This window comes from Streptomyces sp. SCSIO 30461 (assembly GCF_037023745.1).
In the GTDB taxonomy this organism is placed as follows: Bacteria; Actinomycetota; Actinomycetes; order Streptomycetales; family Streptomycetaceae; genus Streptomyces.
The window spans coordinates 6,557,197-6,570,609 of sequence record NZ_CP146101.1 but is presented as its reverse complement, the minus strand read 5'-3'; the positions used below and the strand labels follow the sequence as shown (position 1 = coordinate 6,570,609).

The window sequence follows — 13,413 nt, the reverse complement described above, 5'->3', positions numbered from 1 at the left end:
CGTTGATGAAAAGCCGTAGCGAACGGCGCCCCCGTGTGCTCTATCTGGCGTTCTACTTCCCGCCGTCACGAGCGAGCGGTGTGTACCGCGCCCGGGCGACCGCCAACCACCTGGTCGAGAAGGGCTGGGACGTCACCGTGTGTGCCGCCCCGCTCGACTTCCTCTACAACGTCATCGGCTCGGTGGACGAGGGTCTCTCGGAGACGGTCGACCCGCGTATCCGCGTCGAGCGCCCTTCGCTCAACCTGTACACCTGGCAGCAGGACCTGCGGGAGTTCAGCTGGCTCCGGCGCAGCTTCCCGCTGGCGGCCAGACGGCTGTACCAGTTCAGCCAGACGAAGCTCTTCCCCGAGCGGTACTCGTCCTGGGCGTGGGCTTCGGTCGTACGTGCCCTGAAGCTGCACACCAAGAAGCGCTTCGACGTCGTCGTGGCCACCGGCAACCCGTTCGCGTCCTTCGGCGCAGCCTGGCTCTTCAACCGGCTCACGGGTGTTCCGTTCGTGATGGACTACCGCGACTCCTGGACGCTCGACCTGTTCCACGACGAGCCCGCCTTCCCGGACGGCCATATCGCCTGGGACTGGGAGCGGCGGATGCTGAACAAGGCATCGGCATCCGTGTTCGTCAACGAGGCCCTGCGCGGCTGGCACGCCGAGCGCTATCCCGAGGTCGCCGACCGCATGATGGTGGTGCCCAACGGCTGGGACGCCGATGTACTGCCGAAGGCCCCGGACGCCCCGGATCCCGAGGACGTGGCCAGTGCCGAGCCCGACACGGTGCCGCCCACCGTGCAGCGCCCGCTGCGGTTCGCCTACCTCGGCACACTGACGGCCAAGCAGCCGGTCGAGGAGATGGCCGAGGCATTCAAGATCGCACGGCGCCATCCGGACCTGGCCGATGCCGAGCTCCGGATCCATGGGCATCTGGGCTTCTTCAAGAACAGCCCCGGCGCGCTGAAGGCCCGGCTCGGCCTTCAGGACGGACCGCGCCCGGAGGGTGTCGAGGACACCGGGCTCCGCTACTGCGGTCCGGTCTCCAAGACCGAGGTCGGTCAGGTGTACGAGAACGCCGATGTGCTCGTGTTCCTCGCGGGCGGTGGCAAGTACGTCACCTCAGGCAAGATCTTCGAGTACATGGCCTTCGGGCACCCCATCGTCTCCGTACACGCCCCGGGGATCGCGGCCCAGGACGTGCTGGACGGTTATCCGCTCTGGTTCAACGCCGACAGCCTGGATGCGGACGCGCTGGCCGCGTCCATGGTGGAGGCCGGCAAGGCGGCTCGTGATCTGAGCCCGGAGCAGCGTGAGGCCGCCCGCCGGCACGCCGACACCTATACGCGCGAAGCGGTGCTGATCCCGTTCGAGGAACGGCTCCGCGAGATCGTCGACTGAATCGCGTCGCGCGCCTGAGACGGCTGAGGCCCGACCGGAGATGCCGGTCGGGCCTCAGCCGTCTCACATCGCTCAGTCGACGGCGTATGTGTCGCGGTCCAGGTGCGTGGTCACCTTCAGATGAGGGTGGGCCTTGGCCCACTTCCAGCCGGTCACCGTGGAGTTGATGTCGCTCACGAAGACGTGGTCGATGTGTGCGAGGTCCAGCTCGGGCTGGGCGTGGCGCCGGGTCAGCTTGGCCAGCACGCGCGGGCGGACCTCCATGTAGCCCCGGTTGAAGACCTTCTTGTGGAAGGCGTTGGCGTACCGGGTGTGGACGCGCTGCACCTTCGCCACCGCCAGCTCGGGACCGATCGCGTCGCGCTTCTTCGCGGCGAGCCGCCGTGCCCTGCGCAGTACCGCGCGCGGAGCGCGGTAGACCAGGAACCGCTCGCCCCGGGGGATGAGCAGCTTCTTCTCGGCTGTCTCGATGCTCAGCACCGGGATCTCGGGGCTCAGGTCGAGTCGCTTCCACTGGGCCGTGGCACGCGCTGTGACCAGTGTGACCTCTACGCCCTGCTCGACCAGGTGGTTGGCGAAGTCGACGATGCGGCGCGGCTTCGCCGGTGTGAGGGCAAGCACGATCGCACGGCCGACCGGTTCGGTCCGATGGGCGGCTCCGGGGGAGCCGGCGCTGTCATCGGGTGCCACGGACTGCTGGGGCTCCACGGACTTCACGGGCTCTGCGGAACCGGTCGCCACGGCTGTGCTCTCGGCATCGGCCTGGGGCGCGGGCAGGTCCCGGCCTTCGTACGCGGCGATGAGCTGCTCGGCCACGGCGTCCGCGCCGTAGCGCTCCTCAAGCACCTTGCGCGCCCCTGCCAGGTCGAGCGCGTCGGCTTCCTCACGAAGCCGCCAGTAGGCATCGGTGATGACTCGGGGATCGTCGCTGACGTCCATGAGCGCACCGGCCGCGGACTCGATGCCCGCCAGGCTCTCCTCCGGGCCGCCACTGCGGGTCACCAGTACCGGAAGACCCGAGGCGACCGCCTCCACCACCGTCATGCCGAACGTCTCGCCCTTGCTGGCGTGCACCAGCAGGTCGTGCTGGTGCATCAGCTCGTTGACCTCGGCCGGGTCCACCGGCGGCAGCAGACGGAACCTGTCGGCGACACCCAGCTCGGCTGCGCGCTCGGTGAGTTCCTGCTCCAGACCGCCGTGGCCGACCATGGTGAGCGTGGCGTCGGGCTCACGCTGGGCCACCTGCGCGAAGGACTCCAGGACGAGGTGGACGCCCTTCGGCTTGGTCAGTCTGCCCACGTACAGCCAGCGCAGCATCCGGGGGTCGCGGCGTGGACCGGCGGAGAACCGCTCGAAACCGACCACGTTGGGTACGACCCGCAGCTTGTGCGCGTGCTCGGGGAATTCCTGCGCGATCTGGCCGAGCAGCTTCTCGCTGACGCACAGGAACACGTCGGCGCGTTCCAGCACCTCGGCGTAGAGCCGACGGGCCGCGGCCTGCTCGAAGACCTTGGCCAGGAACGAGGAGTGCTCCGTGACGACGACACGGGCGTCGGACGCCGCGAGCCGAGTGGCCAGCACACCACCGTAGATTCCGGTGTGCGCGTGCACGACGGGGGCCTCGATCCGGCCCTTGGGCAGCGCCTTGCGCAGGGCGGTCTCCTGCGCGGTGACCCACGGCGCGTAGTTCTTCCGGTTTATGAGCGGCACCGGCACCCGGAGCAGCTCCCCCTCGGGGGTGTCCAGCACGGGAACCAGTTCCCGGCGCTCCTGGAGCCGGTTCACGGTGACCTTGATGGCGTCGTTCAGCGCGGGGTCCGCGCGGCCGGACCAGTCCTCGGTGTGGATGACCTGGATCCGGCCGACGCGCCCGGACACAGCCGAGGCGGAGGCCGCCACGAACGACCCGGCATACGGATTGTTGGGCGAGGGATACCAGGGTGTCACCATGGCCACGTCAGCTGCGGCGGCGGCGCGGCCCGCGGTGTCGTAGGACTCGAGCCGCAGCTCCAGATCGGGCCTGCGGCGCTGGGCAGCCCAGGCCACCGGCAGTGCCTGCGCGTCACCCGCGATCAGCAGTCCGGCCCGGGTGAACGGGCCGGACCTGTCGGCGAGCAGCTTCTTGGCCGCACCCCATGCGGAACCGTGCTTGTCGGCCCGCAGCTTGAGGATCTCCACGCCGTCCAGCTCCGCGAGGCCGTCGGCGGCCGACCACTCAGGAGCGTCGATGACGACGAGATCGACCCTGGACCCCGAGGACGCCAGTTGTCTCACATGCTCGACTGCCGCTCGCACCCGGTATGAACCGAGCGCGAGATAGAGCACCTGGCTGTTCATCTGGATCCCTTCGCACTTTCACTTCCCTGAGCGCCCGGATTGCCGCTCTGCCGGTCAATACCGGAACCTTCACGTGGCGCAGCAGACACCAGACTATCCAAGGCGTGCGCCCGTTACGGTCCGGCGCTCAGCGGGTGTGCTCCTCCAGGAGGCCGTCCTTCTCCCTGTACAGTGCCCCGGTTCGCGGGCACTCCCAGAGACCCGGTTCGCCCTCGCGCTCGTGCAGCCGAGCGCCGGAGTGGCCGACCCAGCCGATCTGCCGGGCGGGGACGCCGACGACCAGAGCGAAGTCGGGCACGTCCTTGGTCACCACGGCGCCCGCGGCGACCATCGCCCAGCGGCCGATGCTGATCGGGGCCACGCACACCGAGCGCGCGCCGATCGACGCCCCGTCGGCGATCTTCACGCCCACGGCCTCCCAGTCACCGCCGCGCTTCTGCTTGCCATCGGGGTCGACGGACCGCGGGTTGTGGTCGTTGGTGAGCACGACGGCGGGGCCGATGAACACCCCGTCACCGAGCTCCGCAGGCTCGTAGACGAGGGCGTAGTTCTGCAGCTTGCAGTTGTCCCCCATGCGCACACCCGTGCCGACGTAGGCGCCGCGCCCGATCACGCAGCCCTCGCCGAGGCGCGCGCCCTCGCGGATCTGCGCGAGCTCCCACACGCTGCTGCCGGCACCGATCTCGGCGGTGTCGTCGACCTGGGCGGTGGGCTGGACCCTGTAGTTCACGCTGCTGTCTCTTTCCGGCACGGAGGCTTTGTCCGGTGAGCATACGCAACGGTGTCAGGGGGAGTGCGGCCAGACGAGCATGAGGTGGACGCCGTAGCCGCTGGAGACGAGCGTCGCCGCGCCGAGCAGCGTGTACATGGTCGAGGACCGGGTCGCCGCGAGCGCCTTGGCGGCCGGGATGAGCAGCGGGAACGCCGGAAGTAGGAAGCGCGCCTTGGAGTGGAAGTATCCCGCGCCGCCGACGGCGATGAGCAGGAGCACGCCGACATAGACGAGCAGCACGGTCGGCTGCCGCTGCTGGACGCAGATCGCGAAGACCACCAGTGACAGCAGGACGGTGCCCGTGCCCACGACGGCGTTCAGACCGACCGGGAGCTTGAGGAACACGTCGGCGATCCGGTGCAGGGTGAAGTCACCGCCGTCGAAGGCGCTGCCCCACTTCTCCTGTACCTGGAAGTACCCGCGCCAGTTCCCCGCGCGATAGCCCACCCAACCGAACCAGGCGAACCAGCCGATCGGAGCGACCACGACGGCGGTCAGCAGCGCACCGGTGCGGGGCCGGTTCGCCGTGGTCTCCGGCCGTGTCCGGCTACGCGACCGGGCGAGCAGCGTCCATGCGGCCGCCAGGACCACCGCCGCGACGACCGCGGACCCGGAGGGCCTGGTCAGTCCGGCGAGGCAGGCGAGCAGCCCCGCGACGGCCCATCGGTGGGTGAGCGCCGCGAAGAGCGACCAGGCCGCGAGGGCGGTGAACAGCGGCTCGGTGTACGCCATGGACTCGACCATGGCGTGCGGTGCGATGCCCCAGAGCACGGCGGCGATCACACCGGCGCGGCGGCCCGCCACGCGTTCGGTGACCGCGTAGACACCCCATGCCGCCATGAGCGCGCCGAGCATCGCGATGCCCCAGGCCACCACGCCGACGGGTAAGGGGAGGACTGCGGAAGCGCCGCGTATGAGCGCCGGGTAGAGGGGGAAGAACGCGTACTTGCACAACTCGCCCTGCACACCGCATGCGTCGGTCATCGGCGCGGCGTAGCCGAACCGGGCTATGTGTACGTAGTACTGGGTGTCGTACTTCGAGGTCAGGAGAGCGCCGAGGCCCGGACCGTCGTCGCCGGCGCGATACGCGACCGCCGCCACGCCCAGGGCGCGTACGACGAGATAGGCCGCCAGCGCCGGCCAGGCACGCCGCAGGGCACCCGTCGCACGGGAGAGTGCCGGTGCGCTGCGCCTGGGCCCCCTCCGATGGCGTTGAGGATGCTGCGGTCGGCTCCGCTCCTGCGGCGGTGCGGGGCGCTGGGCAGGCACCCAGGCCTGCCTGGTCTGCGATCCCGACATTCCCTCTTCACAAGTGGAAGGTGCGCCTACACAAGCTACGCACTGGTAATAAGACCCGCATACAGAAATAGCACACAGATCTGAGGTTCGGGAATGCGTCCTAATGGGGCGGGTGAGCGCGGGGTTGCCGCCGAACTCGATTCGAGGGTCCATGAGTTCGGCGCGCCGTGCGGCCGGGCGAGGCGCTGCGACGCGGCCGGCCGACGTGTTCGTCGTGTGAAGACCGGCTCAGCGGCGCACGCCCGCGAGGCGCTTGAGGCGGCTGCTGATCCCCCATGCAGTGACCCGCCAGAGGGCTTCCGCGACGATCGCGCGACTCATCTTGCTGTCGCCGCGCTCGCGTTCCACGAAGGTGATGGGGACTTCGGTGACCCGGAAACCCGATGTGACGGATCGCCAGGCCAGGTCGACCTGGAAGCAGTAGCCCTGGGACGCCACCGCGTCCAGTCCCAGCCCCAGCAGGGTCTCGCGACGGAAGGCCCGGTAGCCGCCGGTGACGTCCCTGATCGGCACGCCCAGCAGCAGTCGTGAGTAGAGGCTGCCGCCGCGCGAGAGGAACTTGCGCGACGCGGGCCAGTTGACCACGCTGCCGCCGGGCACCCACCGGGAGCCCAGCACGAGGTCCGCGCCGGGCAGCGCGCCCAGCAGCCGGGGCAGTTCCTCGGGCTGGTGGGAGCCGTCCGCGTCCATCTCGACCAGGACCTCGTAGCCGTGCTCGATACCCCAGCGGAAGCCGGCGAGATATGCCGTGCCCAGCCCTTCCTTGCCCTCGCGGTGCAGTACATGGGCATGGGTGTCGGTGGAGGCGAGCTCATCAGCGATCTTGCCCGTGCCGTCGGGGCTGTTGTCGTCGACGACGAGGATGTGCGCCTCGGCCACCGACGAGCGCACGCGCGAGACGATCATCTCAAGGCTGTCGGCCTCGTCGTACGTCGGAATGATCACCAGTACCGGACCCATGGCATCGCCCATGGCGCCCGGATTCCGCCGGCCGTCGTCGCTCACCGCTGCCCCACCCTCGTGCTCCACACCAGCTCATCCCACGGCCGGGCTGTCATCCGCGTGAGCATACGACCTCCGTCGGTGGTCGAGCGGTCGGCAGGCGCGGGCCGGGCCGCTCTGCTGCCGGGAGATCAGAGGCGGCTCCCAGGGCCAGGGCTTCCCGGGCGAGTGCACGATCCCGGCGCCGGAGCGTGACCCGGGGGCCGGTTTGACCCCTCAAACCCGGCCCCGTACCCTTGACCCTCGGTGTGTTTCCATGCGCACCAACTTCTGAGCACCTCCCTCCCGGCCTCGGGTCGGGAGAGGCCGCCCATCCACTCCGGAACAGTCCCGGGCCATCGGCCCGTGCGGGCGGCTGGCATCAGGGGTTCCCGTTCCGAGCGAGAGTGAGATCCGCGTGTACGCCATCGTGCGCAGCGGTGGTCGCCAGCACAAGGTTGCTGTCGGCGACATCGTTGAGGTTGACAAGATTTCCACTGCCAAGGTTGGCGACACGGTCGAGCTCTCGACCCTGCTCGTTGTCGACGGCGAGGCCGTGACCAGCGACCCGTGGGTGCTGGCCGGGATCAAGGTCACGGCCGAGGTCGTGGACCACCACAAGGGCGCGAAGATCGACATCCTTCGCTACAAGAACAAGACCGGCTACCGCCGTCGTCAGGGCCACCGCCAGCAGTACACGGCGATCAAGGTCACGGCGATCCCCACGGCTGCGAAGTAAGGGACTGAGGAGAGATGGCACACAAGAAGGGCGCATCGTCCACTCGGAACGGTCGCGATTCCAACGCTCAGCGGCTCGGCGTGAAGCGCTTCGGCGGTCAGGTCGTCAACGCCGGTGAGATCCTGGTCCGCCAGCGTGGCACCCACTTCCACCCCGGCTCGGGCGTCGGCCGTGGCGGCGACGACACGCTGTTCGCGCTGCAGGCCGGTGCGGTCGAGTTCGGCACGTTCCGTGGCCGCAAGGTCGTGAACATCGTTCCGGTCGCCTGATCCAGGCCCTGTAGAACGAACTCTTTCGCGAGGGCGGACCTCTCTTCCCCTACGGGAAGAGGGTCCGCCTTTCGCGTGTTACGTATGAGAACATCCCGCACGTATTTTTCCGTACTGGAGGCACCACCATGACCACCTTCGTGGACCGCGTCGAGCTGCATGTCGCCGCGGGTAACGGAGGCCACGGCTGTGCCTCCGTGCACCGGGAGAAGTTCAAACCGCTCGGGGGCCCCGACGGGGGCAACGGCGGGCGCGGCGGCGATGTGATCCTCACCGTCGACCAGTCCGTGACCACGCTGCTCGACTACCACCACTCTCCGCATCGCAAGGCCACCAACGGCAAGCCCGGAGAGGGCGGCAACCGTTCCGGCAAGGACGGCCAGGACCTGGTGCTGCCGGTACCGGACGGCACCGTCATCCTCGACGGCCAGGGCAATGTGCTCGCCGACCTGGTCGGGCACGGCACGACCTATGTCGCGGCCCAGGGCGGTCGCGGCGGGCTCGGCAACGCCGCGCTGGCCTCCGCGCGGCGCAAGGCGCCCGGCTTCGCGCTGCTCGGCGAGCCCGGGGACGCCGGTGACATCGTGCTGGAGCTCAAGACCGTCGCTGACGTGGCCCTCGTCGGCTACCCCAGCGCCGGAAAGTCCTCCCTGATCTCCGTGCTCTCCGCGGCCAAGCCCAAGATCGCCGACTACCCCTTCACCACGCTCGTGCCGAACCTGGGTGTGGTGACGGCGGGTTCCACCGTCTACACCATCGCCGACGTGCCGGGCCTGATCCCGGGCGCCAGCCACGGCCGTGGCCTCGGTCTTGAGTTCCTGCGGCACGTAGAGCGCTGCTCCGTGCTGGTGCACGTCCTGGACACGGCGACCCTGGAGTCCGACCGCGATCCGGTGTCCGACCTCGATGTCATCGAGGAGGAGCTGAAGCAGTACGGCGGTCTCGATGACCGGCCGCGGATCGTGGTCCTCAACAAGATCGACATCCCGGACGGCCAGGATCTCGCGGACATGATCCGCCCGGATCTGGAGGAGCGCGGCTACCGCGTCTTCGAGGCGTCCGCTGTGGCCCGTACGGGACTGAAGGAGCTGTCCTTCGCGCTGGCAGACATCGTCGCCAAGGCGCGCGCCGCCAAGCCCAAGGAGGAGGCGACCCGTGTCGTCATCAGGCCGAAGGCCGTGGACGACGCCGGCTTCACGGTCACGCAGGAGGAGGACGGTCTGTTCCGGGTGCGCGGCGAGAAGCCGGAGCGCTGGGTGCGTCAGACGGACTTCAACAACGACGAGGCAGTCGGCTATCTGTCGGACCGGCTGAACCGCCTCGGTGTCGAGGAGCAGCTGATGAAGGCCGGTGCCCGTGCGGGTGACGGTGTGGCCATCGGCCCCGAGGACAACGCCGTGGTCTTCGACTGGGAGCCCACGATGATGGCGGGGGCCGAGATGCTCGGCCGTCGAGGCGAGGACCACCGCTTCGAGGCCCCGCGGCCCGCGGCTCAGCGCCGCAAGGACCGGGATGCGGAGCGGGACGAGGCGCAGCGCGAGTACGACGACTTCGAACCGTTCTGATTCCGTCCGCTCACCGGGATGGGTCGGTTTCTGCCGGTTTCGGTCATCGTGGCCGCAGTGCGCAGGCGATGACCGAAACCAGCAGATCTGTTCGGGTCCGCGCGAGGAGCAACCCGCCGCCCGCGATCACCGTCTTGCAGTCGGGGATGGGGTGACAGGAGCCCCAACCGGTACTGAACGGGGCGTTGATGAAGGTCTCCTTCCTCATCCATACGATCTACGGCATCGGCGGCACCATCCGCACCACGCTGAATCTCGCGGAGGAGCTCGCCGGACGCCATGAGGTGGAGATCGTCTCCGTGTTCCGGCACCGGGACGAGCCGCTGTTCGCGATCGACCCCCGCATCAGCGTCGTACCGCTCATCGACACCCGGTCCAAGTCGCCGACGAACGAGAAGAAGCACCCCCTCGCTCTCCAGCCCGCCGAGCACTTCCCTCTGCACGAGGCGCGGTTCAAGGAGTACAGCAAACTCTCCGACGAGCGGGTGCGCGACCACTACGCGACATCCGACGCGGACGTGGTCGTCGGGACCAGGCCGGGCCTCGTCGCCTATGCGTCCCGGTTCGCGCCCGAGCGCGCCGTGCTCATCGGCCAGGAGCACATGACGCACAACCACCACAAGGCGGAGCTGCGCGCCGAGATGCGTGAACACCTCGCCGCGCTCGACGCCTTCGTGACCGTATCCGAAGGCGACGCGGCCGTGTGGCGCGAGCGGATGCCGCTGCCCGACACCCGGATACTGGCCATCCCCAACAGCGTGCCCGAGCCCCCGGTCCCGCCGTCGGACGGGACCGGCAGGACGATCGTGGCGGCCGGCAGGCTGGCCGGCGAGAAGCAGTACGACGTGCTCATCGAGGCTTTCGGCAAGGTCGTCGCCGAACGTCCCGACTGGGAGTTGCGGATCTACGGCTGGGGCAACCAGGGGGACAAGCTCCGCCGGCTGGCCGACCGCCTAGGCCTCTACAACTGCGTCCACTTCATGGGTCCGCACTCACCGATCGAGCCGGAGTGGGCCAAGGGCGCGATCGCCGCCTCCACCTCGCGGCACGAGTCCTTCGGTATGACCCTGGTCGAAGCGATGCGCTGCGGACTGCCCGTGGTGAGTACCGACTGCGACTACGGGCCGCGGGAGATTCTGCAGGACGGGACCGACGGACTGCTGGTACCCGTCGGCGATGTCGAGGCGGTGGCGAAAGCGCTGGTACTCCTCATCGACGACGAGGAGTTGCGGCGCAGCATGGGGGCCGCGGCGATGCGCAACGCCCGGCGGTTCAGCCCGGAGCGGGTCGCCGAGCGGTACGAGGAACTGTTCGCCGAGCTACGTGTCCGAGCCGACGAGCGAACCGGCGCCCGTGCTCGCGTGGGCACCCGCGTCGGCACCGGTGATGCCACGCGAGCCGGTGCGGACGATACGTCCGCACCGGCTGCCGTGACCGGTGCCCGTGCCGTGCCTGCCGTGCCTGAAAGGGGCGCCTTCGGCGCCGAGAAGGCACCCAGGACCCCGGTTGTCGACTGCACCGCCGGTGCGGACGGCACGCTCCGCTTCAGCACCGCTCCCGGCTCACCCGAGGTGAGCCGTCTGCTCTGCGTGAATGCGGCCGGTGAGGAGCGTGTGTACCCGTTCGCGGACGACGGCACCGCCACGGTCGGGGCGGCCGGGGAAGAGGAGTTCGCCGAGGGCGTCTGGGAGTGCTTCGCCGAACTGCCGCACACGGCGGGGCCGGTGCGGCTGCGCGCGCGTGCCCTGGACCTGCGCGCTGCGATGCGCGCGGGGGAGCGGGTCGGTCCCGTCCGGCATCTGCTCCCCTACGCGGGCCGGAATGACAAGCTGCTCGGCTTCCGGGCGTGGCTGCGCCCCGCTCACGCCGAAGTGGACACCGTCACCGTCGTCGGCGGCGCCATCACCCTCGACGGGCACATGGCCGGAGTCGCCGCTTCCGAAGGTGCCGCCGGCGAGCCCCGACTGCTGCTCCGTCGGCGCGGTGAGCCGGCCGAACTCGTCTTCCCCGGTCGCAGCCGTGGCAGCGGGCACTTCCGATTCCGCTTCCCGCTCGACGACCTGGTCGCCCGGCTGTACGAGGCGAACGAGGTGTGGGATCTGTATGTCCGGTACACACCCGGTTCAGATCCGGTGAAACTCGCGAAGGTCTTGGACGACGTCGTCGCCAAGGCCGGTGTCTTCACCTATCCGGTGAGCAGACTGCCGAAGGCGGGCTCGTCCGGCCTTTTCGCGCGGAATGTCGCCCGGGCCATGCGCTGGATGCGTCGGACTTCCCCGAAGCCTGTGACGGTGCGTGTCTATTACGTAGCGGCGAATGACCTGGCCATCAACGTCGTCGACGGCCAGCTGTGACGGCGTGTGGGATCGGTCACCCGGTGGGTGCGGTCAATCCGCCCAAATCCGCCTGTCCATGGGGTTAACGGCCGGTGTCGTGAGGGTGGGGAGGTCGCCAGGCCTGCCTTGCGGGACAGTCACGCTGAGTGCGACCATCACACGGTCTCCCATCAATACAAGGTAGAGGTCGTCTGTGTCCGTGCCGTATGAAGCCAAGACCCGCACCACAGCTGTCGTGCTGGCCGGGGGTACCGGTCAGCGGGTGGGCCTCGCGATCCCCAAGCAGCTGCTGAAGATCGCGGGCAAGGCCGTCATCGAGCACACCCTCACGATCTTCGAGCAGGCCGAGTCCATCGATGATGTGATCGTGCTGATGGCGCCGGGTTTTGTGCCTGATGTCGAGAAGATCATCGCCAAGGCGGGTCTCACCAAGGTCAGGAAGGTCATCGAGGGCGGGGCCACCCGCAACGAGACGACCGAGCGGGCGATCGCCGCGCTGGGCGAGGGTCTCGCCGACGGCGAGGACGCCAATGTCCTCTTCCATGACGCGGTGCGTCCGCTTCTGTCGCAGCGAGTGATCGCGGACTGCGTTCAGGCTCTCGACCGCTACCAGGCCGTGGACGTCGCCATCCCCTCGGCGGACACGATCATCGTGACCCGCACCCACGGTGAGGACGGCGAGTTCATCACCGACGTCCCGGACCGGTCCCGGCTGCGTCGCGGTCAGACTCCGCAGGCGTTCAAGCTCTCCACGATCCGCAGGGCCTACGAGATCGCCGCGGGCGACCCCAACTTCCAGGCGACGGACGACTGCAGCGTGGTGCTCAAGTACCTGCCCGACGTGCCGATCTACGTCGTCGCGGGTGACGAGTACAACATGAAGGTGACCCAGCCGGTCGACGTCTTCATCGCGGACAAGCTCTTCCAACTGGCCTCGACCGCCGCCCCGCGCCAAGCCGGCGAGGCCGCGTACCGGGAGCTGCTGCAGGGCAAGACCCTGGTCGTCTTCGGTGGCTCGTACGGCATCGGCGCCGACATCGCGGCGCTCGCCGAGCAGTACGGCGCCAACGTCTACGCCCTCGGCCGCTCCACCACCGGCACGCATGTGGAGAACCCGGAGCATGTGGACGACGCGCTGTCCCGCGCCTATGCCGAGAGCGGCCGGGTCGACTACGTCATCAACACCGCGGGTGTCCTGCGCATCGGAAGGCTCGCCGAGACCGACAACGCGACTATCCAGGAAGCGTTGAACGTCAATTACCTGGCACCTGTCCAGATTGCGCGTGCATCCTACAAGTATCTTGTCGAGACCAAGGGGCAGCTGCTCCTCTACACCTCTTCCAGCTACACCCGTGGCCGCGCTGAGTACAGCCTTTACTCGTCGACGAAGGCTGCCATGGTGAATCTGACCCAGGCGCTCGCCGACGAATGGGCGACCGATGGAATCCGTGTGAATTGCGTCAATCCGGAACGCACTGCGACGCCCATGCGCACCAAGGCGTTCGGTCAGGAGCCGGAGGGATCGCTGCTGTCCTCCGAGGCCGTGGCCCGGACCTCGCTGGACGTGCTGCTGTCCGAAATGACCGGGCACGTCATCGACGTGCGGCAGCAGGACCCGACCCGTGAGGCCAGTGAGGCCAGCGGGTTCGAGCAGGCCCTGGCGTCCGTGCTCGACCGACAGGAAGATGTGTAATAATCCAGCGCTATCGCCGCTAAGATCGTTA

General features: G+C 68.8%; 10 protein-coding genes. 6 read left to right on the top strand and 4 right to left on the bottom strand.

Annotation, left to right across the window (positions count from 1 at the left end; translation table 11 throughout):
* Positions 1-5: 5 nt before the first annotated feature.
* A complete protein-coding gene (locus V1460_RS29545; RefSeq protein ID WP_338676649.1) occupies positions 6-1,391 on the top strand; it encodes a glycosyltransferase in 1,386 nt (461 codons plus the stop codon).
* Positions 1,392-1,463: 72 nt separating this feature from the next.
* Here V1460_RS29545 and V1460_RS29540 read toward each other — a convergent pair whose 3' ends face one another.
* The 4 genes from V1460_RS29540 to V1460_RS29525 form a co-directional block, all read right to left on the bottom strand.
* Complete coding sequence (locus V1460_RS29540; RefSeq protein ID WP_338676648.1) at positions 1,464-3,728, bottom strand: glycosyltransferase family 4 protein; 2,265 nt, start codon at positions 3,726-3,728, stop codon at positions 1,464-1,466.
* Positions 3,729-3,855: 127 nt separating this feature from the next.
* Positions 3,856-4,458 carry an acyltransferase gene (locus tag V1460_RS29535; RefSeq protein WP_338676647.1) on the bottom strand — a complete coding sequence of 201 codons (603 nt, stop codon included), beginning with the start codon at positions 4,456-4,458 and terminating at the stop codon, positions 3,856-3,858.
* 54 nt (positions 4,459-4,512) lie between these two features.
* Positions 4,513-5,799 carry a hypothetical protein gene (locus tag V1460_RS29530; RefSeq protein WP_338676646.1) on the bottom strand — a complete coding sequence of 429 codons (1,287 nt, stop codon included), beginning with the start codon at positions 5,797-5,799 and terminating at the stop codon, positions 4,513-4,515.
* 228 nt (positions 5,800-6,027) lie between these two features.
* A complete protein-coding gene (locus V1460_RS29525; protein ID WP_338676645.1) occupies positions 6,028-6,804 on the bottom strand; it encodes a polyprenol monophosphomannose synthase in 777 nt (258 codons plus the stop codon).
* Between the two features lie 394 nt (positions 6,805-7,198).
* On the opposite strand from V1460_RS29525, the gene rplU reads away from it, so the two are divergent.
* The 5 genes from rplU (at position 7,199) to V1460_RS29500 (ending at position 13,382) form a co-directional block, all read left to right on the top strand.
* On the top strand, positions 7,199-7,519 hold the full coding sequence (gene rplU, locus V1460_RS29520; RefSeq protein ID WP_338676644.1) for a 50S ribosomal protein L21: 321 nt from the start codon (positions 7,199-7,201) through the stop codon (positions 7,517-7,519).
* Positions 7,520-7,533: 14 nt separating this feature from the next.
* Entirely contained in the window at positions 7,534-7,788 is a 255-nt protein-coding gene (gene rpmA / locus V1460_RS29515; protein WP_142151933.1) for a 50S ribosomal protein L27, read from the top strand.
* 128 nt (positions 7,789-7,916) lie between these two features.
* On the top strand, positions 7,917-9,353 hold the full coding sequence (obgE, locus tag V1460_RS29510; protein ID WP_338676643.1) for a GTPase ObgE: 1,437 nt from the start codon (positions 7,917-7,919) through the stop codon (positions 9,351-9,353).
* Positions 9,354-9,541: 188 nt separating this feature from the next.
* Positions 9,542-11,707 (top strand): glycosyltransferase family 4 protein, encoded by a 2,166-nt coding sequence (locus V1460_RS29505; protein WP_338676642.1) that lies wholly within the window; start codon positions 9,542-9,544, stop codon positions 11,705-11,707.
* Positions 11,708-11,882: 175 nt separating this feature from the next.
* Positions 11,883-13,382, top strand: a complete 1,500-nt coding sequence (locus tag V1460_RS29500) for a bifunctional cytidylyltransferase/SDR family oxidoreductase (RefSeq protein ID WP_338676641.1) — start codon at positions 11,883-11,885, stop codon at positions 13,380-13,382.
* The last annotated feature ends 31 nt before the right edge of the window (positions 13,383-13,413 follow it).